The 26344-nt window shown below is 67.2% G+C and carries 26 protein-coding genes and 1 tRNA gene; 13 read left to right on the top strand and 14 right to left on the bottom strand.

What is annotated here, in order from left to right; all coding sequences use genetic code 11:
- Positions 1–289: 289 nt before the first annotated feature.
- Complete coding sequence (locus ACWGO8_RS11790; RefSeq protein ID WP_452043234.1) at positions 290–2023, bottom strand: hypothetical protein; 1734 nt, start codon at positions 2021–2023, stop codon at positions 290–292.
- A 459-nt stretch (positions 2024–2482) separates the two neighbouring features.
- On the opposite strand from ACWGO8_RS11790, the gene ACWGO8_RS11785 reads away from it, so the two are divergent.
- Positions 2483–2986 (top strand): hypothetical protein, encoded by a 504-nt coding sequence (locus ACWGO8_RS11785; protein WP_452043233.1) that lies wholly within the window; start codon positions 2483–2485, stop codon positions 2984–2986.
- Positions 2987–3648: 662 nt separating this feature from the next.
- A complete protein-coding gene (locus tag ACWGO8_RS11780; RefSeq protein ID WP_452043232.1) occupies positions 3649–4065 on the top strand; it encodes a hypothetical protein in 417 nt (138 codons plus the stop codon).
- Positions 4066–4183: 118 nt separating this feature from the next.
- On the opposite strand, the gene ACWGO8_RS11775 is transcribed toward ACWGO8_RS11780, so the two are convergent.
- Positions 4184–4708: a DUF805 domain-containing protein gene (locus ACWGO8_RS11775; protein ID WP_452043231.1), complete on the bottom strand. Its 525-nt coding sequence runs from the start codon at positions 4706–4708 to the stop codon at positions 4184–4186.
- Positions 4709–5041: 333 nt separating this feature from the next.
- Between ACWGO8_RS11775 and ACWGO8_RS11770 the strand changes: the two genes are divergently transcribed.
- Together ACWGO8_RS11770 and ACWGO8_RS11765 are read left to right on the top strand one after the other, a co-directional pair.
- Positions 5042–5266, top strand: a complete 225-nt coding sequence (locus tag ACWGO8_RS11770; protein WP_452043230.1) for a hypothetical protein — start codon at positions 5042–5044, stop codon at positions 5264–5266.
- A 296-nt stretch (positions 5267–5562) separates the two neighbouring features.
- Positions 5563–5883, top strand: a complete 321-nt coding sequence (locus tag ACWGO8_RS11765; protein WP_452043229.1) for a hypothetical protein — start codon at positions 5563–5565, stop codon at positions 5881–5883.
- A gap of 335 nt (positions 5884–6218) precedes the next feature.
- On the opposite strand, the gene ACWGO8_RS11760 is transcribed toward ACWGO8_RS11765, so the two are convergent.
- A complete protein-coding gene (locus ACWGO8_RS11760; protein ID WP_452043228.1) occupies positions 6219–6650 on the bottom strand; it encodes a hypothetical protein in 432 nt (143 codons plus the stop codon).
- Positions 6651–6806: 156 nt separating this feature from the next.
- On the opposite strand from ACWGO8_RS11760, the gene ACWGO8_RS11755 reads away from it, so the two are divergent.
- The gene (locus ACWGO8_RS11755) at positions 6807–7109 is read left to right on the top strand and encodes a hypothetical protein (protein ID WP_452043227.1); all 303 of its coding nucleotides are present in this window, start codon (positions 6807–6809) and stop codon (positions 7107–7109) included.
- Positions 7110–7178: 69 nt separating this feature from the next.
- On the opposite strand, the gene ACWGO8_RS11750 is transcribed toward ACWGO8_RS11755, so the two are convergent.
- Positions 7179–7670 (bottom strand): hypothetical protein, encoded by a 492-nt coding sequence (locus ACWGO8_RS11750; protein ID WP_452043226.1) that lies wholly within the window; start codon positions 7668–7670, stop codon positions 7179–7181.
- Positions 7671–8054: 384 nt separating this feature from the next.
- Positions 8055–8333 carry a hypothetical protein gene (locus tag ACWGO8_RS11745; RefSeq protein ID WP_452043225.1) on the bottom strand — a complete coding sequence of 93 codons (279 nt, stop codon included), beginning with the start codon at positions 8331–8333 and terminating at the stop codon, positions 8055–8057.
- A 1850-nt stretch (positions 8334–10183) separates the two neighbouring features.
- Here ACWGO8_RS11745 and ACWGO8_RS11740 point away from each other — a divergent pair.
- Complete coding sequence (locus ACWGO8_RS11740; RefSeq protein WP_452043224.1) at positions 10184–11290, top strand: site-specific integrase; 1107 nt, start codon at positions 10184–10186, stop codon at positions 11288–11290.
- 63 nt (positions 11291–11353) lie between these two features.
- Here ACWGO8_RS11740 and ACWGO8_RS11735 read toward each other — a convergent pair.
- A tRNA-Ser gene (locus tag ACWGO8_RS11735) sits at positions 11354–11443 on the bottom strand.
- Between the two features lie 146 nt (positions 11444–11589).
- On the opposite strand from ACWGO8_RS11735, the gene ACWGO8_RS11730 reads away from it, so the two are divergent.
- A complete protein-coding gene (locus ACWGO8_RS11730; protein ID WP_452043223.1) occupies positions 11590–12369 on the top strand; it encodes an SGNH/GDSL hydrolase family protein in 780 nt (259 codons plus the stop codon).
- A gap of 12 nt (positions 12370–12381) precedes the next feature.
- Here ACWGO8_RS11730 and ACWGO8_RS11725 read toward each other — a convergent pair whose 3' ends face one another.
- Positions 12382–13587: a flavin-containing monooxygenase gene (locus ACWGO8_RS11725; protein ID WP_452043222.1), complete on the bottom strand. Its 1206-nt coding sequence runs from the start codon at positions 13585–13587 to the stop codon at positions 12382–12384.
- A gap of 86 nt (positions 13588–13673) precedes the next feature.
- Here ACWGO8_RS11725 and radA point away from each other — a divergent pair, with 86 nt between their 5' ends.
- Positions 13674–15038 carry a DNA repair protein RadA gene (gene radA, locus ACWGO8_RS11720; RefSeq protein ID WP_452043221.1) on the top strand — a complete coding sequence of 455 codons (1365 nt, stop codon included), beginning with the start codon at positions 13674–13676 and terminating at the stop codon, positions 15036–15038.
- Positions 15039–15070: 32 nt separating this feature from the next.
- Here the strand turns inward: radA and ACWGO8_RS11715 are convergent, their stop codons facing one another.
- Together ACWGO8_RS11715 and ACWGO8_RS11710 are read right to left on the bottom strand one after the other, a co-directional pair.
- Positions 15071–15481: a dehydrogenase gene (locus ACWGO8_RS11715; protein ID WP_376953869.1), complete on the bottom strand. Its 411-nt coding sequence runs from the start codon at positions 15479–15481 to the stop codon at positions 15071–15073.
- A gap of 23 nt (positions 15482–15504) precedes the next feature.
- The gene (locus ACWGO8_RS11710) at positions 15505–15762 is read right to left on the bottom strand and encodes a three-helix bundle dimerization domain-containing protein (RefSeq protein ID WP_452043220.1); all 258 of its coding nucleotides are present in this window, start codon (positions 15760–15762) and stop codon (positions 15505–15507) included.
- A gap of 84 nt (positions 15763–15846) precedes the next feature.
- Here ACWGO8_RS11710 and ACWGO8_RS11705 point away from each other — a divergent pair, with 84 nt between their 5' ends.
- Together ACWGO8_RS11705 and ACWGO8_RS11700 are read left to right on the top strand one after the other, a co-directional pair.
- Positions 15847–16620, top strand: coding sequence for a class I SAM-dependent methyltransferase (locus ACWGO8_RS11705; protein ID WP_452043219.1), 774 nt, complete (start codon positions 15847–15849; stop codon positions 16618–16620).
- Between the two features lie 68 nt (positions 16621–16688).
- Positions 16689–16874: a hypothetical protein gene (locus ACWGO8_RS11700; RefSeq protein WP_452043218.1), complete on the top strand. Its 186-nt coding sequence runs from the start codon at positions 16689–16691 to the stop codon at positions 16872–16874.
- Here the strand turns inward: ACWGO8_RS11700 and ACWGO8_RS11695 are convergent.
- From ACWGO8_RS11695 to ACWGO8_RS11685, 3 genes are all read right to left on the bottom strand, one after another.
- Positions 16868–17524 (bottom strand): hypothetical protein, encoded by a 657-nt coding sequence (locus tag ACWGO8_RS11695; protein WP_452043217.1) that lies wholly within the window; start codon positions 17522–17524, stop codon positions 16868–16870. The genes ACWGO8_RS11700 and ACWGO8_RS11695 overlap by 7 nt on opposite strands.
- Before the next feature lie 63 nt (positions 17525–17587).
- A complete protein-coding gene (locus ACWGO8_RS11690; protein WP_452043216.1) occupies positions 17588–18091 on the bottom strand; it encodes an amino-acid N-acetyltransferase in 504 nt (167 codons plus the stop codon).
- A gap of 66 nt (positions 18092–18157) precedes the next feature.
- A complete protein-coding gene (locus tag ACWGO8_RS11685; protein ID WP_452043215.1) occupies positions 18158–20686 on the bottom strand; it encodes an ATP-dependent Clp protease ATP-binding subunit in 2529 nt (842 codons plus the stop codon).
- Positions 20687–20915: 229 nt separating this feature from the next.
- On the opposite strand from ACWGO8_RS11685, the gene ACWGO8_RS11680 reads away from it, so the two are divergent.
- Both ACWGO8_RS11680 and ACWGO8_RS11675 read left to right on the top strand, forming a co-directional pair.
- A complete protein-coding gene (locus ACWGO8_RS11680) occupies positions 20916–21539 on the top strand; it encodes a hypothetical protein (RefSeq protein ID WP_452043214.1) in 624 nt (207 codons plus the stop codon).
- Positions 21539–21787, top strand: coding sequence for a helix-turn-helix domain-containing protein (locus tag ACWGO8_RS11675; RefSeq protein WP_452043213.1), 249 nt, complete (start codon positions 21539–21541; stop codon positions 21785–21787). Before ACWGO8_RS11680 ends, ACWGO8_RS11675 begins: the two co-directional genes overlap by 1 nt.
- Here ACWGO8_RS11675 and ACWGO8_RS11670 read toward each other — a convergent pair.
- The gene (locus tag ACWGO8_RS11670; protein WP_452043212.1) at positions 21780–22283 is read right to left on the bottom strand and encodes a hypothetical protein; all 504 of its coding nucleotides are present in this window, start codon (positions 22281–22283) and stop codon (positions 21780–21782) included. The genes ACWGO8_RS11675 and ACWGO8_RS11670 overlap by 8 nt on opposite strands.
- A 96-nt stretch (positions 22284–22379) precedes the next feature.
- Between ACWGO8_RS11670 and ACWGO8_RS11665 the strand changes: the two genes are divergently transcribed.
- Positions 22380–23375 (top strand): pirin family protein, encoded by a 996-nt coding sequence (locus ACWGO8_RS11665; protein WP_452043211.1) that lies wholly within the window; start codon positions 22380–22382, stop codon positions 23373–23375.
- 72 nt (positions 23376–23447) lie between these two features.
- Here ACWGO8_RS11665 and ACWGO8_RS11660 read toward each other — a convergent pair whose 3' ends face one another.
- A complete protein-coding gene (locus ACWGO8_RS11660; RefSeq protein ID WP_452043210.1) occupies positions 23448–26033 on the bottom strand; it encodes a M14 family zinc carboxypeptidase in 2586 nt (861 codons plus the stop codon).
- Positions 26034–26344 lie beyond the last annotated feature (311 nt).

Genomic DNA, 26344 nt, shown 5'->3' with positions numbered 1-26344 from the left:
AGCAGCGAGGCTGCTGCGACGGTCAACGACCACCAAGGCGCTTCCACAAGATGAAAGAGTAGCCAGCCAGGTGGCCGTTTGCTCGGTACCGGCTGAGCTTCCGCGGCGGCTGCGACGGTACCTGTGTGCCGATCACAAACGCTCCTGTTACATACCGAGACGATGCAGTCCGGCACGTGTGGCTTGGGAGCGATAGCAATGGCCTCGATCCGTGCTGGGCTCTCGGCACGCGAGTGATGCAATCCCCGTCTCGACCGGCGTCGGATTCGTCGGACAGGAAATGCCGGTCTCAGATCGACGTATCGATGAGCACCCGCACCGCGGTTGCAGTGGGCAATTGGGGTGTCTTGGCAGCGCCGGCCAATAAGGCGAGCGACTGCCGCACAGCGGCAGCCTCGACACCTCGGGATGCGGACACTACCCGCGCCGCGAGGCCTTCCTCAGGTTCCCATCCACGAGTTGCTGCCCACCTCCGGAGCTGGCGCAGGTGCGCGATGGTCGACACGTCACCATCAAGCGTCGCCATGCCGAGCAGAACGAGCATGAATTGCAGGTCGGAACGCTCGAGCGCCGAGATGTCCCCGCGAATCGAGTTCGCCTTGAGGTGGAGCAGGCTCATCATCCGAGTGTGCCGGTCCATGTTCGAGCCGAGTTCCTTCCAGAGTGAGAGTTTCGTCACGAGATCGGCTTCGTTAGAACCTCGAATAGCGAGCTCCTTTGCAGTCACTCTCGGATTAGAGGCAAGCGCAAGTGCGGCCAGCAGGATGTCTGGGGAGTCAGTCTTGATTTCGAAGGACCAGACATCATCGCTCTCGGCGTAACGTTCGACAGTCACCGGCGCTAGGAACGGAAGGGTGATTGCTGCAAGCGTAATTGGCGAGAAGCCGAGGTAGAGCGCGTCCGCGCTACTCAGACTCACGTCAACTTCGGCGAGTTCCAACGAGTTCTCCAGGCCCCAAACACTCGCGAGCAGCGTTTCTAGAAACGCGAACGCACGGTCGACAAAATCCTCGAGCGGTATCTCCTCGGAATGGCTCTTGAGCCTTATGGAGACACATGCTGTATCCGGGTCATAGTCAAAGGCGCGACCGTGGTTCGGAGCATGACGAAGGTACTTCGCAGCATCTTCGAAGACCCGACCCATCGGGCCGCGTTGGAGATCGGTGGCCATCTTCGTAGAGTCGTCCATCATCTGTCGGGCGAATGCACCTGGGTCCTCTACGTCCCGCTCAAGTAGTCGATACCAGGCGAGCACAGCTCCACTGGCCTCGTAAAGTTCGCTGATGAAGCGCCCAGTGCGTCGCACGTTCGCTCGCTCGTCCGACTCGGCTGAGGTGGCGGCGTTGTAGGCGACCGCGGCCTCAACAAGCAGGCGGTGCGTATCCGCCAAACCAGTGACGGCGCCATCCATCCCAGCGATAGTCACCAGGCGCTTGTGGTCGAAGCTGCCGAGACTGGCCTGTCGCAGCTTCTCTTTGAAGCGGAGCGGATCCAGACTGGTTTCCGCGATCGGCTCCAGGATTAGGTACGAGAGTCCCGAGTTGTTGCCTATTCTGAGGCGGAGCGCATCTCCGGCAATTTCGGAGCCCGAGGCGAGCAACTCTCGGAAAGTGGCCTGCGGGAACAGCATGTCGAGTGCTTCGAAGATTCGCTCGGGAATCGGCTTCAACTGCTGGTCAAGCGCCGCGGCCGCGTCCTGAAGCCTGCGGGCGTCGACTATGGGGTTTGCAGCAATATCCATCGCCTCTTGAGCTCGCACGGAAAGCGACTGGGCCGCCGCGGGTGTTGGAGCTATCAAAGCATCGGCATAGAGGTCCCAGATTCGCTCGAGATTGTCGGCGCATTCAAGCAGCGCGCGTTTCATGCCTATCCCGGGCCGAAGGTTCGCCACAGCCGTGAGGATTGACTTCATTGCGTCGATTTCGTGGATTGCCGCGGCAAGTTCGGCGACAGCAGAATCAGCCGTCGGCGCCTCCGAGAACGCGGCAATCGCCGTCAACATACGCTCGAGAATGATCGTCAAGTCTGAGGGAGCGGGAGTTGCACGCGCGACCCGCTCCGTAGTGGTGAAGGAGGCTCGTTTGGATTCAACTCTCGCCAAGCCTTGTCGACGGCGAACGACCCGTGCGTCCACTTCTCCTGGGCGAGGCTTGGCGCCGCAGTCGGGGCACTCGACTGAGGGGATTCGGTCACCCCCGCAACGCACGCACGGGATCGTCTGGAAACCCAAAGAAATCCTGATTGCGATCCCCCTTTCGTGAGCCGCCCCCGATAAGCACGGCATCGTCATCGTATGACGCGCGTCCGACGCTCTTGCAGTCGACCGACGGGTCCGGCCACGACGGCAGAGCACGGATTTTCCTGGGACTAACTCACGCCGATTATCGAGCACGAACCCGGCTCCGTTGGGACCACTGTCCGACAAGCCGGTCCGCGATCGCAAGGGCCAACTGGTTGGAAGCCCAGCAATAGACTCTTCGCCATGCCGCTTGCTGCTCTCGTGATGGCGATCCTTGTGTTCTCCGTCATGCTCCCTCTCGCGGTGGCCGCGATTCTTTGGCCAGCTGCGCTCGCCCGGTTGAATGCCGCATCGATTCGTACGCTGCCGGTCGCTGCGCCGAAGTCAATGCGTGAGCAAGTCGCGTCGAACTCCACGCCCGGCATCATGCGCTTCTGGGGCATTGGCGCGATAGTCATCCTCGCCGTAGCACTGACTGGGGTCGTCAGGACAGTTCTCGAGGACGGCATACAGGAAATTGAATCCGAGACAGACTCGTGGATAGCGTGGCCGATCTATGCAATCGGCCTCGCTCAGATCGTGTTCGGGGCGAGTCTTCTCACCTGGTCCCGCCGGATCTTCGAACGGCTTCGAGTCAAGTTCGACGAGAACGGCGCTGATCTTCGCGCATGGATGATTGTCGTGGTGGGTGCCGTTGGTTTGGGAATGGGAGCCGTTTCACTGTTTGTAGCCGCCTCACTTGCTTGACCGGGTAGTGTCCGCGTGCCGGTCGCCTATCGAACCGGGTAGGCCCCTGCCATGATCAGTAGGTGATCGGTGGCCCAACAAGGATTCTCAGCACGGAAGCTCCCGTGAGACCTGGCTGTCATTTCGATGTCCGCACCTGATCGAGCGACGCCCAGTTCCTGGACCCGTGTCATTCCTCTCGGCGAAGAGGCGTGGCTTGACCTTGTGGGCAGCTCACTCTTCGTCGGCGACGCCGTCGGCCCGAAACGCGAAGTGGACCCGGCGAACCCGGTCGGACTGCTTCCGTGCCTGGAGCGGCCCCGCTCCGTAGTTCTCGATGAGCTTGCTGATCGTGAGCGAGAACTCTCGCTGCCGTCCGGATTCTTGGTCGAGCGCGTGCCGCTCAGCGGGTTGCCCGCTGCTGCGGTGAGCACACAGATCGATTACTGGGTCCAGCTGGCGCTGGATTGGCTTTCGGGTCTACCAGCCTCGGATGTCGACCGGGGGCTCCTGAAAGAACTAGCCGATGCGACCTGGGCGACACAGCGAGGGCGTCACCGCGCACGACGACTGAGCCTGCGCTAGTCGCACGGACCTGCGTCAGGAGGGTCGCCTTTCTCAGGCACCAAGGCAGCGACCGCAAGCCGGTCCCTGAGTGCTCGAGGTATAGGCAGAATATGTCCGTGAGCGAGGTCACGAAACTTGTCCAGGACTTGCACGAGGCCAGCGACACGGTGGATGCCGGCGAGCTGACTCTGTCATACGCACGAAAGGGAGAAGTTCGCGCACACAACAAGCGGATGAACGCACTTTGGGCAGTGCTCAATGAACTCGCGGCGAGCCCGGAAGGGCGGTCGGCGCTCGAGACGTTACTGCGAGAGTCTCCGGTCACGTCCCTCAGGATCTCAATCGCCAATGTCGTGATGCGCTGGGACACCTTTTCCGCCAGAGACGTGCTCGAGGAGATCGTCACTGGTGGTGGCGGCCACGTCGGGCGGCCGATGACAATGACTGTGGCGCTCCAAGCGCCCGATGGCGCCGCGAGGAATGCCGCACTGAGTTTGCTCAACCTCGAACGCACAACGCAGCAACGTACCTGAGCCCTCCGTCGCTTTCGTGCCGTTAGCCGATCCTAATGTCGGTCGCTCCCTCCGAGTACTGTTCAGGCCGGTTTCGGCCGCAACCATGTCGGAGCACGCACGGGCTCTGCGCCCCAGGTCAGGATGCGGTGTGCTCCAGCTGTGGCAGCGAGTGTTGCGAGTCGAATCGACTGCCGGCCGCATCGGTCTCCAGCGCCGCGAAGACGTAGAGTGCGTAACCGCCGAACGGGATGAGGGAGATCAGGTACCACCATCCTGAGCGGTTCGTGTCGTGGAGCCGGCGCACCGTGACCGCGATCGACGGCAGGAGCAGCGGCAGAGTGAACACCGCAAGCCCGAAGAGCATGACCAGGGTCGACGCCACAGTTGCTGTGAGCACCGTGGCGGCTGGGTCGGTCTGGTCCGCGCCCACGATGACCGAGGCCATCACAGCGATCACGACGACCGTGAGGACGAGTCCGGCGATCGTGCCCACGATGTACTGGAACAGCATCGCCCACCAGAACTCGCTTCGGCTGGCACGTCCGGTGAACACGGCGTACTTGCGGAAGAACCTGCGCACCGATGCGCCGAACGACGCGCCGTAAAACGGGAGGTCGAGCGTGGCGGGTTCACGGGCGGGGGCGTCATAGACGGTGTGCATCGGACTCCAGGCGATCAGGATCCAGTTGGGCGGGCCGCGGCATCGTCGGGGTGTCGTGCAGATCGGCAGCCGAAGTCTATCTACGACGCGCCGCGCACCCTAGACGCTGTTGCTGCCGCACCCCTGATGTTGGCGGCCCGTGAGCAGCCGGCAGCGAGTCCCTCGGCGCGACCGTTCGCGTCCGCAAGCGAATCCGCCTGCGGACGTCCGTTTGAGGACCGGCTATCGGGCGGTGGGGGTGCCCTCGGCCGCTACGCTCAGACCATGCATGGGCCAACGCGTGAAGCACTCGGAGACTTGAGTGCATTCGCTCTATTGCTGGTCCGCGGAGTCATGCTCTGGATCATCATCCCGGTCGGCTTCACACTGTGGATACTTGTCTTCAGCTGGACCGTTCGCGTCGGCCTCGGCGAGTTTCTCGGCTGGCTAGATCTCAATCTCATCGCTGCCCTGCATCGTGCGATCGTTCGTCCATTCAGTGGATCAAGAGTCGAGTTCGTGCCGGCGCGCCTAATTCAGACAGTCACCCACCGTATCCACGTCGTCGACCCATTCTGAGGCTTGAGAGAGAGAGCGAGAGAGAGGGATCCGCCTGCGGACGTCCGTTGATGGACCGCTGAGGGGTTCGATCTGGCAAACGACGCATGAACGCCGTCAAACGCTCGCTCGGAGGCCGGGGAGCCGATCTTGTCGAGTAACGCGGAACGATGGAGTGCTCCCAGGCGGCCACGGTCGTCTAGGGCGGCGTGGGTCACGCGGTGGCTATCGCGATGTAGATGATCGCTGCGCGGCCTGGTGGCAAACCGTGGCCGTGGGGGTACTCAGGAGCTCGTGGTGCGATTTCCGGTTCGTCAATGCTGATCCTGCCGATGATCGATCCGCAGTGCGGCCCGTTCTCGAAAGTCGAATACCAAGTGTCGATTAAGCAGCCAAATCGGAGGACGATTGAAGGACTCCACGTAAGGAGGCTGGTGATGTGCTACTCGTGGTACGAGGATGTCGAGAAGAGCGTGCAGAAGGATGTCGCTCAAGAAGATCTCCGGAGGAGAGTGCCTGAACGGCGCCCGGAGAACCCGGTCCGGTCAGAACTTCTGAGATTCTGGACTGTCCGAATTGGTCGGCGCGACCGCACGACCGAAGAGGCGACATCGGACCGCATCCTCGAAAAGGTTTAGCGGCAGGAGACACAGGTAGGCCTCGCCCTCGGGCGAGGCCCCCCTGCCTGAACAATTCTTATGAATTGGAGCACGGACCTGTAGTGACCCGCGGAGAGACCGCCGGCGAGCGCAGCGACACCGGTTCAACGGGAGCGGAATTGGTGCCCGTTCGTGGATCGCATATCGGGCTGCCGCTCTCTGGGTAAGCGGCTGCGATGAACAGACCCGCCATGCTCGCGGGCAGACAAAACATACCGGGATAAATCATCCGAGCATGGTTATGCGCTCGACGACGGCGAGCGCCTCTACCTCAAACGGAACGACAAGAGAGTCTGTGGTCGTACAGTCGGTCATCAAGTTGGGGTGGCCGCGGCGTCCGCACGATCCATGCGGGCGTTGATCCAGCGCCACTTCCAGTAGCTTGGCCCGAAGTCCGACACATAATCACCCGCAACCCCAACAAGGTCCAGCTTCCATCTGAGCGGAGCCGCCGAAACTTGCAGCATGATGCACGCGACGATGTCGTCACCGGGACATTCCTGAAGAACAAACTCATCAGGCAGCAACTCGGCAACGAACTCTTCTTCGGCTGCCGGATCGACCTCGGGATACGTCTCGACGAGTTCCTCCAGGAGTCGGCGATACCGTGATCGGAGCTCACGCTCAAGTCGGACCTGATCGGTACTGCTCAGCTGAGCGATCCGCTCGCGAAGCTCAGGTGACACATGAACCTCCGGACGCCCCAACCTTTCTGTCTGGAACAGGCGGCCCGTTGTTACCCACATCACACTCTCCCTCAATTTGACTAACGGTAGTGCTTCGTTCCAAGCGTCCTTTCGGTCTCTTTGTAGCGCGGGTGCTGCCCCGCTCTACCTGGACCGCGCCAAAACCCGATCCCTCATCGTGGCCACTCGAGCTCGATCGTCTGCCAAGATCGGCAGATGCCCACCTTGTCCAGGTTATTGAGCCGCGTACGGACGCTCGATCCGGACGCAACCATCTTCGCCGAGCAGCCGTGGGGCGAAGAATCACGGGCAATTTTGATCAGCGATGCCGTCGATGATGCTCTCGACGAACCACAGAGGATGGCCTACCTCCTCGAAGTCGATCTCGCCCTGGACGTGCTCAAGGTCTGGTCAGACTGGCGGAACGGAAAGGTACCGACGCCGGCCGAGTCGGTCGCGGCGGTGATCCACTACGCCCAGCAGGATGCGTACATTCCAGTCGCTCCCCACGAGACGTAGGCCAACGGATCAAACGGGGCCAGCCGATCGAACGCGTGTGGCACCGCCCGATAACCGGTCGTTCATCGCTCACGTCGCCGGCTCCCGGAAGCGCCGATCGCTTGGGCTTGCTTCCTCGCGACGCTCCGTGAGTGAGGTGAAGACCACCTCGTACTCGCCCTGCGGCCAGAGCAGAACGCGATGCACGAAGCGCCCGTCAGTTTGAACGTCGACCTCGTCATAGAGGATCTCGGTCTCGGCGTCATAGAGCCGCAGTGAATCGATGGTCGCCCCGGGTTCCAACCGGAGCTCTGCGCCGACGAAGCTCAGCTCGACGAACTCGTAGCCAACCTGCAGATCGCCTACGAGCGCACGCAGCACCAGCGCGCCGCCGGGTTGGTGCTCGACCGATTGGATCTGCGCATCGTGCAGATTGACCCCCTGAATCAACCTCTCAGCACCGTCACGCAGTCGCGGCAGCACCGCGGTGCGGTGCGACTGGTAGTCCCGCCAACGCAAATCCCATTCAGCGTCGTCGAGCGCGCCAGACGCCCACTCGCGGGTTAGCCACTGCATCGACACGTTGTGCAACGTACCTGCTCGGACCGCCATGGTCCAACTGCCCGGTAGCCGGTCCTCAAACGGGGCGTGTTAGTGAACGGGCACGCGGGTCGAGCGTACTCGGATCGAGACGCCCACCCACCGCACCGGCGCGACCAAAGAGGGACATGCACTGTAGCCTCGTCGTGACCCGCCCCAGGCGCTCCTACCCTTCAAGGGCGCGCCCAGCTCGCAGTTGGTGAGGGTGGTTGCCCGTTCGAGACGGGCCGGGGACCCGGGGGCTTCACCGTCTCTGCGAGAGCTGTCGGGGGCCTTACTCTGTTCCCCCGACATGGGCTCACCAGCCCATGTCCTTGCTGAGGGGCGCCAGGTTGAACAAGCGGCACGAAGAACAGAGCGTTCTGATCAAAGGTTGTGCTCCGCCCATGACTGTACTCCCCAACCGGTGACCCACCAGAACCACAGGACGGCGACGGTGCAGACAAGTGCTATCCCGGCTGTGACGATGGTGAGCAGAGCGTAGCTGCCGAGCGTGAGCCACCTGCGACGAGACGGGTCAGCAATCGCATCGATGACGTCGGCCCGTCCTTTGAACATGAGGTCGGCGAACAAGAGCGGACCGGCGAGCGACGTCGCGAACCATCCGTAGGCGAACCACGCGGACTGGGCACCGTACGAAGACACCTGCCCCATTGCTATCGCCGCGATCGCGACGTACGTCAGAAGGAAAGCCGGCACTCCAGTGATGGCCGTGAATACTCCGAGAAAGAGGGCAGACTGCCCGGTCCACCAGAGCCCGCGAGCGGCGGCCGCGTACCGGGCCGGAGGACGCCGCCGATACCACCTCCGACGTTGGGAGGCGGGCGTGGCGCGGGCCGCGATGTCCGTCGCTCCGGATGACTTCGACAAGCCGCCTCTCCTGTCCTGGTCGGCTGGTGAATAGCCTTGCAGACTCTGAACCTGGCTGGGCGGATACAACCGAGTCGCCCACAGCTTGAAACGAAAGAACGAGCGCGTCTGGGTCGATCGGCGGCGCTCCACGAGGTGGGGGCCGGTTCACCGCGACCCGCAAGTCTCGACCCTGGTGGTGATTCGCGATAGACCCGCCCGCGAAGGTGCCCGATGAGGGCGCCTCGAACGCAACTGTCCGCGCCCAGCGAGCGGCGGACGCACGTCATCGGAACAGGAGGGCTAACCGCCCGACCCGAAGCCCTCCGACTGCAGCGGGTCGACCCTCAAATGTGCGGTGCAGAAGCTGGACCAATCAGAGCGCCGCGACATGACCCGTACCTCGTCCGCAGCCCGACGGCACACGATCCGGGTGACCCGGCCGCAATATCGGGACAGTGGCTTATCTGCACCGACGTTTATCTGCACCACGGTGCGCACCGCCCGAGCCGGCTCCCTGGCGAGCTGCCTGGAGACTTCTGAACATCCCGCACTGGGACCCTCCACTCGTTCCCACGCCAAGCCCGAGGACGCTTCGTCAACGAGACGCACCATCATCACCGATTCCAGCGCCCCGCGTCTGTCCATTGATCTCTTGACAGCTCCCGCCGTTGTTTCCCTCCTATCGATTCTTTCCCTGTCCTGCCGCCCCTGCTTTACTTCCCAACCTCCCCCATGAAGAACGAAGGATGAGTGGGGGAGGTTGGGAAGCGCGCGAAGCGCGGCAGGGGCGGCAGGACAGGGAAAGAACGGGCGATCCCGTTCGGTTGCCTATTCGCGGCTGATGAACGGGCAAGCGAATGGCCGTGTATGCAGCTCGGCGCAGATGTTGTGGAAAGTGGGTTTGCGAGCCAGACGGATAGGATCCGCCGCTCGGAGCCTCTAGATCGCCTGACCGAGCGCATGACGCAATCGGGTAACGGCGGCGTCCATCACCGCGGTTCCAGTGTCTTGGAATGAACCCATTCCACCCCGAAATAGATGCAGAGCATTGGCGACGGCCGTGCGCAACTCTATTGGGTTGTCAATGCCGTCGAACTGCCGCCCGAGCCTTTTGGCTACCTCACCCGGGATGCGTCGTCGTCGTGCGTTGCAGCTGCACGAAGCTGTGCGATGGCGTCGCGAATCTCTTCGAGCGATTCGGCTGTGGTTGGCACGACCTCAGAGTGTCTGCCGCCGTCTTCCGCCCCGGTCTGAGCCAGTGGACGGCGGCTGGCGGCAAGGCAGAGGCGCCGCGTCTGTGGCTACGGTGTCAGCGACTCGGACGTTCTCAGAAGGTCGGTTATCCACAGACTGCGTCCGAAACGCGCTTCCTGCTTCTTTACTGTTCTTCCTGTTCCTTCCTCCTTCTAAGGGGTACGGTGAGCGTCCCCCTGCAGGTACGCCTACCGTCCCCCTAAGCGGTACGGTGAGTGACCCCCTGAGGGGTACGGTGAGTGACCCCCTGAGGCTTCGCCGAACGCCAGTTATCCACATGCGTCGGAGCTTGGCCGAGTGGAGCGTCGGCCGGCGTCGATAGCCTCAAATTGTGGACACAGATGGCGAGGAAGACGCCCGCGTAGATCGCCTCGATGCGGGTACGAACCATGGGTAGCATCCACGCCTATGCAACGTCGGCCGGGCGACGGTATCGCGTCGTCTATCGCAAGCCGGACCGGAAGCAGGGACAGAAGCGCGGTTTCAGGACGAAGCGCGACGCCGAGCTCTATCTCGCCGAGGTCGAGGTGTCGAAGGCTCGCGGGTCGTTCATCGACGAATCGTCCGCGCGGATCACGATTGGGGTGCTCGGCGCGGACTGGATCAACAGTCAAAGGAATCTCCTGAAGCCGTCGGCGTATCGGTCGCTGGAGTCCGCCTGGCGCCTCCACGTGCTCCCCAAGTGGGGAGATCGGGCAGTCGGCAGCATCCGACACAGCGAAGCCCAGAGCTGGGTGTCCGAGCTCGCGGCGACGATGTCCGCCACGTCGACCCTTCGCGCTCACGGAGTCTTGGCCGGCATCCTCGACGTCGCCATGAAGGACCTTCGCATCTCGTCCAATCCGGCACGCGGTCTCACCCTCCCGAAGAAGCCGCGGAAGGCGCACACCTACCTCACACACGACCAGGTCGACCGTCTGGCGCTCGAGTCCTCACACTCGACGCTCGTGCTCTTCCTCGCCTACACGGGGCTCCGGTGGGGCGAAGCGACGGGTCTTCGCGTGAAGGACCTCGACACGCTCCGGCGCCGTGTGAGCGTCATCCAGAACGCCGTCATGGTCGGTGGTCATGTCGAGGTCGGAACGCCGAAGAGCCACAAGATCCGATCGGTCCCGTTCCCAGAGTTCCTGACGCTGTCGCTCGCCCGGAGGTGCGACGGCAAGGATCGAGATCAGTTGTTGTTCGGTGACGGCACCAACCACATGAGGTTGCCGCACTCCCAGGCCGGGTGGTTCGCACACGCTGTGAAGCGTTCGCAGGCGACCGACCCCGCCTTCCCGCGCGTGACCCCCCACGATCTCCGACACACGGCCGCAAGCTTGGCCATCAGCGCCGGCGCGAACGTGAAGGCCGTGCAGCGGATGCTCGGTCACGCCTCTGCCGCGATGACACTCGATGTGTACGCCGACCTCTTCGACGATGACCTCGATGCCGTTGCAGTTGCGCTCAATCACGCACGTGGCGATTCAACTCTTGCCAAAATGTTGCCACACTAGGTCTCGAACGAGAAAGAACCCCCCGACTTCCGCGGAATCCTGCGGGAGTCGGGGGGTTCTTCGTGGCGGTACCGGTGGGATTTGAACCCACGGTGGGCGTTAACCCACACAACTTTTCGAGAGTTGCACCTTCGGCCGCTCGGACACGGTACCGGGATCGATAGTAGACGACTCTGCCGCAAGGGCCAAAACGAGCGGATGCCGCACCTGTCTCAGCCTCGCCACGCGTACGGGTGCCGCGCGCTCCGTCCAGCGGACATCCAGCGCTCATCCAGCCGCCCGGCGTACCGTCGGCAGACGTGACGTCGAAGGGCCTGCTCGCTTCGGCGATCGCCACGGGGGCGGTCGCCGCCGTCGGCGCACTCGCGGCGGTGGGCTGGCGCCGGTTCCAGGCGAAGCTCACCGCGAACTCGCTCGTGCTCAACGAGACCCTCCCCATCCACTCCAAGTGGTGGCGCGACCACGCCAAGGAGCGCGGCGAGATGCTCTACGTCGCGATCGGCGACAGCGCGGCCCAGGGCATCGGCGCGAGCCGACCCGACCGCAGCTACGTCGGCGTGCTCGCCGACGACATCCGCAACCTGACCGGGCGGTCGTTGCGCGTCGTGAACCTCAGCATCTCGGGCGCGACCACCGAGCTGGCCGTGCTCGACCAGCTGCCGCGCCTCGCGAAGCTCCGCCCCGACCTCGTCACGGTCGCGATCGGCGCGAACGACATCGCCCTGTGGGATCCGGCCCGGTTCGAGCGCAACATGCGCGCGATCCTCGACGCGGTGCCCGACGATGCGATCGTCGCCGACCTGCCGTGCTTCCACTTCCCGAAGAACGAGCGCAAGGTCGCCGTCGCCAACCGCATCCTGCGCCGCCTCGCCGCCGAGCGCGGGCTCACGGTGGTGCCGCTGCACGAGCTCACGAAACGCCAGGGGCTCCGCGGCATCCTGACCCAGTTCGCCGAGGACATGTTCCACCCGAACGACCACGGCTACCGCGTCTGGGCCGATGCCTTCCGCCCCGCCCTGCTCGCCCTCGTCGCCCGACGCCTCGTGGATGCCGGACACGACCACGCCGACGTCGCCTGAGGCGAGCCGCCGTCACGCCGCGATGCGTCGTGCGACCGCCGCGGCATCCTCGCCGACGCCGATGAGCAGCGGCGACTTCCGGTGCGAGAGCCACGGCATGCCCACGAACCAGAGGCCCGGTGCACGGATGCTGCGACCGCCCTCGTGCAGCGGGAAGCCCATGTCGTCGAGCAGGTCGGGGATGCGGATCCAGCCGTACGCCGGACGGTAGCCGCACGCGACGACGACCGCGCCGAGCTCGGAGACGCGCGGCGGCTCGCTCGACTCGAGCGGCGCGTCGTCCAGGTCGGGCGGCGGGAGCGCCGGCAGCCCCTTCGCGTCGGCGACCCCGGCCGCCGCGCCCCAGATCTGCCGGTAGGCCTCGTCGCCGACCGCGACCGATGCGGCGAGGTCATCGGCGACGACGAACTCGTCCCCGTCGACCCCGGTCACGCGCCCGCTCAGCGGCACGCCCGCGGCGGCCAGCGTCCGGAGCGTCAGGTCGTGCCCGCCGCCTGCGCCCGTCGCGAGCGGATTCGCCGCGAACCGCACGGCCGGCGAGGGCATGTCGGCGAGCGTGTGCTCGAAGAAGCCCGAGTCCTCCAGCCAGTCGACCGTGTCGCGCCCGGCGATCCGTCGCGGCATGGACGGCGCCGACCCCGTCGCGAGGGTGACGTCGCGCCCGGCGTCGTGGAGTTCCTCCGTCAGCTGCGCAGCGGTCTGCCCGCCGCCGATGACGAGCACGCGCCCGTCGGGCAGCGAGTCCGGCGATCGGTAACCGCCCGGCCCGGTCACGTACACCCGCTGGGCCAGTTCCGAGGCCCACGGCGGCCGGTGCTCGCGCTGGTACGCCCCCGTGCACACCACGACGTTCCGAGCACGGATGCCGCCGAGCGGCGTGTCCGCGCGGAATCCGCCGTCCTCCTGCACGAGCGCCGTCACGGGGCGCCCCTCCTCGACGGGAGCGTCGAACGACGCCGCGTACTCGCGGAGGTGGGCGAGTACCTCGTCGCGCGCCATGAAGCCGTGGGGCTCCTCGCCGCGGTACTCGCCACCGGGTAACCGCACGGTGTGGTTCGGCGTGACGAGGTGGAACGAGTCCCACCGGGCCGACCACGCGCGGGCGATGCGGTCCGCCTCGAGCACGACGTGCTCCACCCCGGCGGAGCCCAGCTCGTGGCTCACCGCGAGACCGGCCTGGCCGGCCCCGATCACGAGGACGTCGACGTCCGCGGACATGCGCCCAGCGTATGCCCGCACCGCGCGCAGGGCGACACCCCAGTGGGGGCGGCTCCGGTGTCGGATGCCGCGGCTAGGCTGCGGGCATGGCCCGACCCACCTCCACGTTCCGTTGCACCGAGTGCGGTTGGAGCACCGTCAAGTGGGTGGGCCGCTGCGCCGAGTGCCAGCAGTGGGGCACCGTGGTCGACGCCGCCGAGCAGACCGGCATCGTCCGCTCGGTGCAGGCCGTCACGCCCACCGCCGCGCGCGCGGCACGACCGATCGCCGAGGTCGAGGCCGAGCACACCGCCCATCGCCCGAGCGGCATCGGCGAGTTCGACCGGGTGCTCGGCGGCGGCATCGTCGCGGGCGCCGCCATCCTGCTCTCGGGCGAGCCGGGCGTCGGCAAGTCGACACTGCTGCTCGAGGTCGCCGCGCGCGTCGCCTCCACGGGCCGGCGCGTCCTCTACGTGAGCGCCGAGGAGTCCACCGCCCAGGTGCGCCTGCGCGCCGGGCGCACCGGCGCGCTGCACGATGAGCTCTACCTCGCGGCCGAGACCGACCTCGCCACCATCCTCGGGCAGGTCGACCAGGTCGGGCCCGAGCTCCTCATCGTCGACTCGGTGCAGACCGTGTCGAGCTCGCTCTCCGACGGGCTGCCCGGGCAGCCGAGCCAGGTGCGCGAGGTCGCCTCGACGCTCATCCGCGTCGCGAAGGAGCGCAGCCTCCCCGTGCTCATCGTCGGTCACGTCACGAAAGACGGCTCGATCGCGGGTCCGCGACTCCTCGAGCACCTCGTCGACGTCGTGTGCCAGTTCGAGGGCGACCGGCAGACGGCCCTCCGCTTCGTCCGCGCGCTCAAGAACCGGTTCGGCCCCACCGACGAGGTCGGATGCTTCGAGATGACCGGCGACGGCATCGCCGAGGTGCCCGACCCCTCGGGCCTCTTCCTCAGCAGCTCACGCACCGCCGTGAGCGGCACGTGCGTGACGGTCGCGCTCGAAGGGCGACGGGCCCTGCCCGTCGAGGTGCAGGCGCTCGTCGTGTCGACGAAGGCGCCGCAGCCGCGTCGGGTGGTCAACGGCGTCGACCCGTCGCGGGTCGCCATGATCATCGCGGTGCTCGAACGGCGAGCCGGACTCCGTCAGCTCGGCGAACACGACGTCTACGTCTCGACCGTCGGCGGCGTTCGCCTGGCCGAGCCTGGCGCCGACCTCGCGATCGCCGTGGCCATCGCATCGGCCATGCGCGACCGCGCCGTGCCGCACGAGCTCGCCGCCTTCGGCGAGATCAGCCTCGCCGGCGAGGTGCGACCCGTCACCTCGGCGAAGCAGCGCGGCAACGAGGCGCGGCGCCTGGGTTACACCACGATCCTCGACGTCGAGGCGGGCAGCGTGCACGCCGCGGTCGAGCGCGCGATGATGGCGTCGACGTCGAGCCGCGAGCGCGAACTCGACGTCGCGTTCTGACGCCCTGCGCGTTCCCGCCGTTTCGACCGGCCCTACGCCTCGAGCGCCCGGAGGAGCTCGCCCGGCGGCGCCTGCATCGGGTGCGGCCCGGCGATGTCGAGGAACACGGTCGTGATCGTCGACTCGTAGCGCTTGAGGAACGTGCGCAGCCACGCCGGACTCTGCAGGCCCACCGCAGGCGGGAGGTTCGCGGGCTTGTTCGCCGCGTCGCTGAACAGGAGCAGAGCGACGTCGCCGGTCTTCGGGTCGCGATACGTCCACACCTCGCCGCCGTCGAGCGGCTTGTCACGCGGTCCGGGCTTCACGAGCGGCACCACCGTGTTGCCGTGCCGCAGGGCGAGCGCCACGGCCGCCATGTCCTGCCGTTCGAGCGCCTCGGCGAGCGCCTGCGATCGGAACTCCACCGGCTCGCTGGGCTTGCCGGACTTCTTGCGCTGCGCCATGCCTCCAGCGTAACGAGCGGATGCTACGAGACCGCGTCGCCCGCCTCGAACGCCGCCGCGGCATCCTCGGTCAGCACCGGCTCGGCACTCTCCGCGCGGAGCCGGTCGCGCGCCTCGTGCTCGACGAGGACGGGGACGAAATCGCGGATGCGGTTGCCCTCGAGCACGAGATGCTCCTCGCCCACGATGGCGGCGACACGATCGCGGGGCACGTCGGGGAATCGCTTCGCCAGGCGATCCACCACCTCACCGACGGCGCGCGCCTCCTCTTCGGCGTTCATGCGACGAGTCTGTGCCCTCGACCGGCGCCGATCAAGACCCCCATGCTGCGGTCACCGCACGGTCGCACGTAGGATGCAGGCACCATGGCCGAGTACGTCCTGGACCACCACCTCGACGGCGAGCGCTCCCGGCTCGCCCTGATGTCGCGCCTGCTCGACCCGATGCACCGACGGCATCTTGAGGCGCTCGGCGTGAGTCCTGGCGATCGCACCCTCGAGGTCGGATGCGGCAACGGCTCGATCTCGGCCTGGCTCGCCGAGCTCGTGGCGCCCGACGGCACCGCCGTGGCCGACGACATCGACCTCTCCCTCGTCGACGTGCGCGCACCCGACCTCGAGCTCCGCACCGACGATATCGTGGCCGGCCCGATCGATCCGGGCACCTTCGACGTCGTCACGGCGCGCGCAGTGCTCCACCACGTCGCCGATGCGGATGCCGCGGTGCGCAACCTCGTCGCCTCGCTGAAGCCCGGCGGCGGCATCCTGCTCATCGAGCCCGACTTCCTGCCGGTGAGCGTGGCCGAGCCGCCCGAGGTGAAGGCATTCTGGGACGGCTGGCTCGCGTGGTCCCGCGAGGCCGGCATCGACTACCACATCGGTCGCACGCTGGCCCCGCGGCTGGCAGCCCTCGGGATCGAGGACCTCGCCGGCACCGCCGAGACCGCCGTGTACAACGGCGGTTCGCCGTGGGCGACCTACTGGATCGACACGGTCACCGAGCTGCGCCCGAAGCTCACGGCGAGCGGTCACCTCACCGACGCGCTCGTCGACGGCTTCCTCACGCGGTGCGCGGATGCCGCGTGGTGGACCGAGACCATCGCCTTCACCGCGGTGCACGGCCGCGCGCCCCGTTCCTGACGCCCGTCCGGGGGTCACTCAGGGCTACCCCCGATGGACGGAGCGCGACCCGTGATTAACGTCGAAGCATGGGCATGGTCAAGGGCGCACTCGACGACGATCGGATCCTCGGCGGGATCATCACGCTGCTGATGCTCGCGGTGGTGGCACTCGTGATCGGGATCGTGCTCTGGTCGGCCGATGCCGACCTGGCCCCGCTCGGCGGCGTCCAGCGCACGGCCTCGGTCGACAGCTCCCAGGCGCCCGCTCAGTAGAGCTGGAACTGCTTCGTCGACTCCGACGCGAAGCCGTCGACCGTCACCGCCAGGTGGTATGACGCGCCACCCGCCGGCACCGCTTCGCGCGGACCCTGGCAGGTGTCGACGCTCGACCGCGTGCGGTCCCACACGATCGGCACGCTCGAGCTGATCGGCGTGCCGGGCGTGAGCGACACCTCGGCGTCGACCGGATCCACCTGGCAGTCGGTGGAGAGCCAGTAGACCTCGGTGCCGCTCGTGATGGTGAAGACCTGCGCCTTCGTCCCGGCGTTGATGACGCACACGTTCTTGCCGATGTTCGTGATCGTCACCGAGAGCGCCGGCTGCTCCCCCGCCTCGTACACCGACTTGTCGGTCACGGCCTCGACGAGGAGCGCGCCCTCCTTGCAGCGGGCGCCGTCGGCATCCGTGGGCTCGGTGGGGATCACGGTCGGCGGTGGTGTCGCCGCCTCGGTCGCATGCGGAGTCGCCGACGGGGTGCTGCCCTGCGCCGCGGCATCCGGTTCATCGCCCTGGCTGGCGCCCGGGCGCACGATGATGAGGACGACCGCGACGATCACCGCGACGAGTCCCAGCAACACCATGAGTCGACGTCGCCGGTACACCTGCGGCGGATGCCGCCGCGCCGGTGCGGGATTCGTCGACATGCCCACAGGGTACGACCGCGGGCTCGTTCGGCCCGGGAGCCTGGCGGCGCGCCGGGCGCCTGCTCAGAAGCGCTTCAGCATGCGAGTGTTGCCGAGCGTGTTCTGCTTCACGCGGGCGAGGTCGAGGAACTCAGCGACGCCCTCGTCGTGCGAGCGCACGAGCTCGCCGTACACCTCGGGGTCGACCGTCTCGGCGCCCATGTCCTCGAAGCCGTGGCGGCCGAAGAACTCCACCTCGAACGTGAGGCAGAACAGGCGGCTCAGGCCGAGCTCGACGGCGTCGTCCTCGAGCGCCGCGAGCAGGGCGTGGCCGACGCCGTGGCCGAGCCACGCGTCGTCGACCGCGAGCGTGCGCACCTCGCCGAGGTCCTCCCACATGACGTGCAGCGCGCCCGCGCCGATGAGCCGTCCGTCATCGGCCTCCGCCACGCGGAACTCCTGGACCGACCCGTAGAGGTCGACGCGCTCCTTGCCGAGCAGGATGCGTCGGGCGACGAGCGGCTCCACGAGGGCGAGGATCTTCGGCACGTCGCTGGTGCGCGCCCGGCGCACCGTGTAGTCGGTCATCCGATCATCGTAGGCGTATGCGAAGAGGGCGGATGCCGCAGCATCCGCCCTCTTCGTGTCGTTCGGTCAGTCGCCCGACGCGGCCGCGAGATCGGGGCTCACGGGACCCGTGCCGATCGCGGCGCCGGAGTTCACGCCCACGCCGACGGGCAGCGCCCGCTGCGTCGTGGTCATCACGAACTCGCCGTCGCGGTAGTCGACCAGCACGTGGTCGCCCGAGTTGAGCTCGCCGTGCAGGATCTTCTCCGACAGGCGGTCCTCCACCTCGTGCTGCACCGCGCGGCGCAGCGGCCGGGCGCCGAGCGCCGGGTCGAAGCCGACCTCGATCAGGCGCTCCTTGGCGGCGAGCGTGAGCTCCACCGTCATGTCGCGGTCGAGCATGCGGTCGCCGAGGCGCTTGATGAAGAGGTCGACGATCTGCAGCAGCTCGTCCTTGGTGAGCTGTGGGAACACGATGATCTCATCGACGCGGTTCAGGAACTCGGGCTTGAAGTGCTTCTTCAGCTCCTCGTTCACCTTGCCGCGCATGAGGTCGTAGCCCGTGCGCGGGTCGCCCTCGAGCTGGAAGCCGACGGGACCGGTCGAGATGTCCTTCGTGCCGAGGTTCGTGGTCATGATGATCACGGTGTTCTTGAAGTCCACCACGCGACCCTGGCCGTCGGTGAGGCGGCCCTCCTCCAGGATCTGGAGGAGCGAGTTGAAGATGTCGGGGTGGGCCTTCTCGATCTCGTCGAAGAGCACGACCGAGAACGGCTTGCGGCGCACCTTCTCGGTGAGCTGGCCGCCCTCCTCGAAGCCGACGAAGCCGGGAGGGGCGCCGAACAGGCGCGAGACCGTGTGCTTCTCGCCGTACTCCGACATGTCGAGCGAGATCATCGCCGCCTCGTCGTCGAACAGGAACTCGGCGAGCGCCTTGGCGAGCTCGGTCTTCCCGACGCCGGTGGGGCCGGCGAAGATGAACGAGCCCGAGGGGCGCTTCGGGTCCTTGAGGCCCGCGCGCGTGCGGCGGATGGTCTTGGCGAGGGCGGAGATCGCCTCCTCCTGGCCGATGACGCGCTCGTGCAGGGCCTTCTCCATGAAGACGAGCCGCGACGACTCCTCTTCGGTGAGCTTGAAGACGGGGATGCCCGTCGCCTGCGCGAGCACCTCGGCGATCAGGCCCTCGTCGACGACCGCGGTCGTCTTCACGTCGCCCGACTTCCACTGCTTCTCGAGGCGCAGACGCTCACCGAGCAGCTGCTTCTCCTCGTCACGGAGCGACGCGGCCCGCTCGAAGTCCTGCTCCTCGATCGAGGTCTCCTTGGCGGCGCGGACGACGGCGATCTTCTCGTCGAATTCGCGCAGCTCGGGCGGCGAGGACAGGATCGACAGGCGCAGGCGGGCGCCGGCCTCGTCGATTAGGTCGATCGCCTTGTCGGGGAGGAAGCGGTCGGAGACGTAGCGGTCGGCGAGGTTCGCCGCGGCCACGAGCGCGCCGTCGGTGATGGACACCTTGTGGTGCGCCTCGTACCGGTCGCGAAGACCCTTCAGGATGTTGATCGTGTGGGGCAGTGACGGCTCCTGCACCTGGATGGGCTGGAAGCGGCGCTCGAGGGCGGCGTCCTTCTCGAAGTGCTTGCGATACTCGTCGAGCGTCGTGGCGCCGATCGTCTGCAGCTCGCCACGGGCGAGCAGCGGCTTGAGGATCGAGGCGGCGTCGATCGCGCCCTCGGCGGCGCCCGCACCCACGAGGGTGTGGATCTCGTCGATGAAGACGATGATGTCGCCGCGGGTGCGGATCTCCTTCGTGACCTTCTTCAGGCGCTCCTCGAAATCGCCGCGGTAGCGGGAACCGGCGATGAGCGAGCCGAGGTCGAGCGAGTACAGCTGCTTGTCCTTCAGCGTCTCGGGGACCTCGTTCTTCACGATCGCCTGTGCGAGGCCCTCGACGACGGCGGTCTTGCCGACGCCGGGCTCGCCGATCAGCACGGGGTTGTTCTTGGAGCGGCGGGAGAGGATCTGCATGACCCGCTCGATCTCCTTCTCGCGCCCGATCACCGGGTCGAGCTTCGAGTCGCGCGCGGCCTGCGTGAGGTTGCGGCCGAACTGGTCGAGGATCTGCGAACCGCCCTGCGGCTGCGCCTGGTCGTTCGCGCCGACCTGCACCTGCTCCTTGCCCTGGTAGCCCGAGAGGAGCTGGATGACCTGCTGGCGCACGCGGTTGAGGTCGGCGCCCAGCTTCACGAGCACCTGGGCGGCGACGCCCTCGCCCTCGCGGATGAGGCCGAGCAGGATGTGCTCGGTGCCGATGTAGTTGTGGCCGAGCTGCAGCGCCTCGCGCAGCGACAGCTCGAGCACCTTCTTCGCGCGCGGCGTGAACGGGATGTGCCCCGTCGGCTGCTGCTGGCCCTGCCCGATGATGTCCTGCACCTGCTCGCGCACGGCGTCGAGCGAGATGCCGAGCGACTCGAGCGCCTTCGCTGCGACGCCCTCACCCTCGTGGATGAGCCCGAGCAGGATGTGCTCCGTGCCGATGTAGTTGTGGTTCAGCATCTTGGCTTCTTCTTGCGCCAAGACGACGACACGGCGGGCTCGGTCGGTGAATCTCTCGAACATCCTCAACTCCTCACGGCGCCGGCTTCAGGTTAGGGGGCTCCGATACAACGAGCGTAGACACCGCCGATGCCGCGCGGGCGCATGTTCGCCGTGGGCGCAGCGCCGTCGACACCCGGCGACGCGAGGGGCGGCGGGATGCCGCGCATGCCGCGGGAGTGGTTGACAGGAGCGGGCGGCATCCCTAGTTTATCGTTTATCGTTATTATCGAAATTCGTTATGGAGCAGCAGATGATCGAGACCACCCTCCCGGAACGCACCATCAAGCGCAGCGACGCCGTCGGCCTCTGGATCTTCATCGCCGCGGGAGTGGGCATCGCGATCTGGACGGTCTGGTCTGCAGTGACGCGCATCATCGAGGTACTGCCGAACCGCAACGTCTCGGTGCTCGCCGAGTTCATCGGCACGCACGCCGAGGCGCCCATCGGCGTCGACGGCGCACCCGTCATGGTCGAACTCGATCGCGCGATCATCACCGCGCCCGAGCTGCCCGTCGCCTCGCTCTGGGCGCTCGTGATCCAGCAGGTCGTGTTCGTCGCGGCGGTGCTCGCCGTCGTGTCCTGCCTCGTGCTGCTGGCGCACAACGTGAGCCGCGATCGCGTGTTCGGCCGCACGAACACCGTGCTCGTCACGACGGCGGGGTTCACCGGGCTCCTCGGCTACTTCGCCGTGCCGTTCTTCGGCAACATGGCCGCGAACGGCGCATTCGCCGTGCTCAGCGACCGCACGTTCGACAACGCGATCCTGTCGGTCGACCCGTTCGCCCTCATCCTCGGCGCCTTCGTCGCGGCACTGCTGAGCACGGTCTTCGCGGTCGGCGAGCGCCTGCAGCGCGAGACCGAGGGGCTCGTCTGATGGCGCCGGCCGAGCCCGACGAGGCATCCGACCTGCACTGCCGACTCGACGAGCTCCTCGAGTCGCGGGGCATGACGCTCACGCGGCTCAGCGAACTCGTGGGCGTGAGCGTCGTCAACCTCAGCGTGCTGAAGAACGATCGCGCGCGCGCGATCCGCTTCTCGACGCTGCAGGCGATCTGCCGTGCGCTCGACTGCCAGGTGGGCGAGTTGTTCGTGCTGCGGCCTCGCGGATCGGGCGCTACTTGATCGGGATCTCGACCTCGTAGCCGGCCACCTCGACGACGAGGGGCTCGGTCGTGGTCACCTCGACGGGAGTCCAGAAGATCGTGGTGTGCGGCACGAAGTCCATGGTGCAGATCTCGTTCTCGGGGCGCTGCACGAGGTCGATGGCGACGCGGTTGCCCTCGCCGGCCGGCTCGAGCACGCGGATCTCCTTGCCGACCGACGGGCAGCTCGAGCTGCCGTAGATCACGAGGGCGATCTGGCCGCCCTGCTCCCACCACGCGACCTGCGGCTGGTCGGACTCCTCGAACGTCGGGCCCTCGACCTCCTCCTCGGAGACGTCGTCGGTCTCGCCGCCCGACTCGGGGTCGACGTCGATCGGCTCCGCCTCGGAGGCGACCGGGAGGCCGGAGAAGTTCTCGGCCGCGTTGCCCGACGGGTTGCACGCCGAGAGCAGGAACACGGACGCGAGCGCCACTGCTGCGAAACCGACCCGACGAACACGCACGGAGGGAGCCATGCCGCCATGCTAGCGGGCGGAGGGCTCGATTCGGAGGCAACGTCGGGACTTCGTTCGGCCGCGTCCGGGGTCGTGGCGCGCGGGTAGCATGCCGACATGAGCAACCTCGAGCGCGACCCGGTGGAGCTGCTGTGCCCGCCCGACGAGCCGGCCGGTCCGATCGTGCAGGTGCTCGCCCCGCGCGACGTGCCGCTCGGCGGTCCGCGCGCGATGAACGTGCGTCGCACGCTCCCCCAGCGAGGTCGCACGACGATCGGCGCGTGGTGCTTCGCCGACCACTACGGCCCCGACGACGTCGCCGAGACCGGGGGCATGGTCGTGCCGCCGCATCCGCACACCGGGCTGCAGACCGTGAGCTGGCTGTTCGAGGGCGCGATCGAGCACCGCGACAGCGCCGGCAGCCACGAGCTCGTTCGGCCGGGCGGCGTGAACCTCATGACGGCGGGGCGCGGCATCTCGCACTCCGAGGTGTCGCCGCCGGGCACGACGACCCTGCACGGCGTGCAGCTCTGGGTCGCGCTCCCCGAGGCATCCCGCAACATCGGGCCGTTCTTCGAGCACGCCGAGACCGAGGCGACGACCGTCGACGACGCGACCGTTCGGGTCTTCGTCGGATCGCTCGCCGGACTCGACGCCGACGTCACCGTCTTCTCCGAGCTCCTCGGCGCGCAGGTCGACCTACCGGCGGGCGGGCGCGCGACGCTCGACCTCGAGCCGACGTTCGAGCACGGCGTGCTCGTCGACGCGGGGCCGGTGTCGATCCGGGTCGACGGCGCGGATGCCGCGACGGACGTCGCCCGGTCGGAGCTCGCCTACGTGGAGCCCGGTCGCCATCGCCTCGAGCTCGCCGCCGGCGATGCTCCCGTGCGCGTGCTGCTCCTCGGCGGCGTGCCGTTCGGCGAGCCCATCGTCATGTGGTGGAACTTCATCGGCCGCACGCACGACGAGATCGTCGACTTCCGGCGGCAGTGGCAGGCCGACGTCATCGGCCGCGACAACCCCGACGGCCGGTTCGGCACGGTGCAGGGCTACGACGGGTCGCCGCTCCCGGCGCCCGAGCTGCCGACCGTGCGGCTGAAGCCGCGCGCCTGACGCCTCGATCGCCAGACGCGACGGCGCCGGCCGGGAGGGTCCCGACCGGCGCCGTGCTGCGGCATCCGCCGACTACGGTGCGGGCACCTCGGCGCCCTCGGTACCGGCCCAGAAGAGCCCGCGCGCCATCTGGCTGAAACCGCCGACCGGGTGGGTGCGGAAGTTCAGCGACGTGCCGAACATGAGCACCTTCGACCCCGCCGCGGACTCGGCCGAGACGACCGAGGCCTGGCCCGCGGCATCCGCGATGGTACGCCCGGCCTGCGTGGCCGCCCAGTGGCCCGAGATGAACGTGCCGTCGGTGGCGTACCGCTGCTCGACGACCGCGTTCGCGCCGAGGCCGGTGTACCAGACCGCGGGGTAGACGAACGCCGTGTCCTGCGGGTAGGTCGACAGCAGGCCGCCGTCGGGGTTCTCGACCGACACGATGCCGTTCGAGCCGCTGGTGCCCTGGGTCGCCGTCGAGCTCACGAGTCCGAACGTGTTCGCGAAGGCCGCGACCGCCGTTCCCTTGCCAGCGACGCCCTTGCCCGTCGCGAGGTACTCGGTCACCTCGGTGCGCCCGGCGGCCTGGCTGCCGGTGAACGAGAGGTTCGCGCCGATCCAGAGCACGTCGACGTCGTCGAGCTGCACCTGGCCGCTCGTGAGGTTCGCCGAGGTGACCTGCCTGAGGTCGTCGAACCCGAGCTTGCCGAGCGAGATGCGCTCGTCCTGGCTGCCCGAGTAGGCGACGGTGAGCTCGTCGAGGCCGGTGCTCTCCTCGGTCGCGAGGCGCGAGCCGTCGGACGCGGTGAACGCGACGCCGTACTCGTCGGCCACGTCGCTCGCGGCGGCGTACGACGCCGCGTCGGAGCCGAGGATGACCGAGCCGTCCTCGAAGGCCGATACCGGGATGCCGTCGTCGAGCAGCGCGTTGATCGCCTGGTACTCGGCGACGCCGCTCGTGGCGAGCTCGAGGTACGTGCCCTGCGCCGGCACCGAGCCCGTGGGCGCGGCCTCGGAGACGGACTCGAGCACGACGCCGAGCGGGCCGTCGGTCGTCGAACCGACCGCCTCGACGTCGGCGCCCCAGAGGAGCGCGAGGCTCCAGGCCGAGATGTCGTACATGTCGGGCACGCGGTTCGAGATATCAGAGCCGTCGGCGAGCAGCACGTTGGCCATGCCGCGCAGCGGCTGGTGCATGTCGACCACGTACGAGCCCGCGGCGTAGTCCACGCCGCCGGCCGTGAAGCCGGTCGTGGCTCGCGAGACCTCGACGCCGTTCGCGATGAGCTGGTCGACGAGGGTCGCGGCATCCGTCACCGAACGCTGCGTCTCGTCGACGGGGATCACGTAGGCGCGGGGGAACTCGGCGCTGTAGACGTCGGTCTCGTCCCAGATCTCGGCCCATTCGTTCGGCGCCGGCACGGTCGCCGGGTCGACGTCGGCCGGGGTGACCCGGAGCGGCTCGCCCGCCGTGCCACGGCGGAAGATCTCGATCTGGTTCGCGAGCAGCGCGTCGGCGTGGTCGGCCACGTAGTCGACCGCGGTCTCGATCACGACGCCGGCGACCTCGATGTTGACCTTCGAGTTGGCCTGGTTCGTCTGCTGGTTGTTCGTGCGGCCGAGCGGGAGCTCCACGGTGTTCGTGATCGCGCCCTGGTAGGCGACGTACTGCGGCGTGAAGATGGGGGGCCAGTCGTCCCAGCCGGAGCGGATGTCGCGGTACGGGATTCGGATGTTGCCGGTGTTCGTCTGCGTGACCTGACCGGTGGAACGGTCGAGGTACGTGTTGCCCGGGATGTTCGCGTCGACGACGGCCTGCTCGATCTCGAGGGCTGCGGCGTACGCGTGCGGCAGGAACAGGTCGTACTCGTAGTTCTCGCCGTGGGGCGGACCGCACGGCTCGATCTGCAGCACGTTGGTGTAGCCGTGCAGGTCGATGAAGAACGTCGGCTGGATGACGCTCGACAGGTCGCGCACGATCCGGGACTCCGGCGTGGCGCCGGTGATCATGTCGCGGTTGATGTCGAAGCCGTCGGCGTTCGCACGCTGTCCGAGCGCACGGCCGTCGGGGTTGTTCGTGACCGTGAAGTAGAACCGGTAGTCCTGGAGCAGGTCGCGCACCTCGGGCCACGGCGCGGTGGCGAGGTACTCGATGTAGTCGAGGATGCCGTCGGTGCCCTCCCACTCGTTGCCGTGGATGTTGCCGTTGAACCAGATCGGCACCTTGTACTGGTTCTGGAGGGGCCGGTTCTTCGACGCCGCCACCGGGTCCTGCTTGATGAGCTCGCGGAACTCCTTCTGCTTGGCGGTCTGCGCCTTCGTCTCCTTCGCGGTGAGGGTGACGAGGTGGATGTCGCGGCCGAGCGTCGACTGCCCGACGACCTGCGCCGAGATGCGGTCGCTCTTCGCCATGAGCGAGTTGAGGAACGGCGCGATCTCGTCGTACGGCGTCACGCCGCGGGCGATGGACGCGTCGGTCGGATCGTCGGGGACGGTCGGCAGCAGCGGCTGCGACGGGTAGCTCGTGGGCGGGACGACGAGCGAGGAGATCGGCGTGGCGATGGGCGGGGCCGACAGGGCCTCGACCGCGTTCGCCGGCACCGCACCTGCGACGAGCGTCGCGGCGACGACCGCCGTGATGCCCGTGCCTGCGAGGAGGCGTTGGAACGACATGGTGCTCCGATTCTGCGTGGTCTGCTGCGTTGCGTATGTTGCGTGCGTTGCGTCAGTCGGATGTGCGTCGGGATGGGTGGAGCGCGCCCGCCGTCGCCGGTGGGCGGGGCGGGCGTGTGTGACGCAGCACCGTGGTGCAATGCTGCGTCATTCGGGTGTGATGCCACTCTCGCATGCGGCGTGAAGCGCATTCCAGACCGATCCGTTGCGTGTGCATCAAGATTGTTGCGAGTTTCGTGCGATCGTGCCCGTCCCGGCGCAGCACGCCATGGCGCCGGGAGCACGGGTTCCTGCACCCCGCTCGACCTGCG

Source organism: Agromyces sp. NPDC055661, from assembly GCF_053618135.1.
Note: the sequence above shows the minus strand (reverse complement) of the source record. Positions and strands in the feature narration are given on the sequence as shown.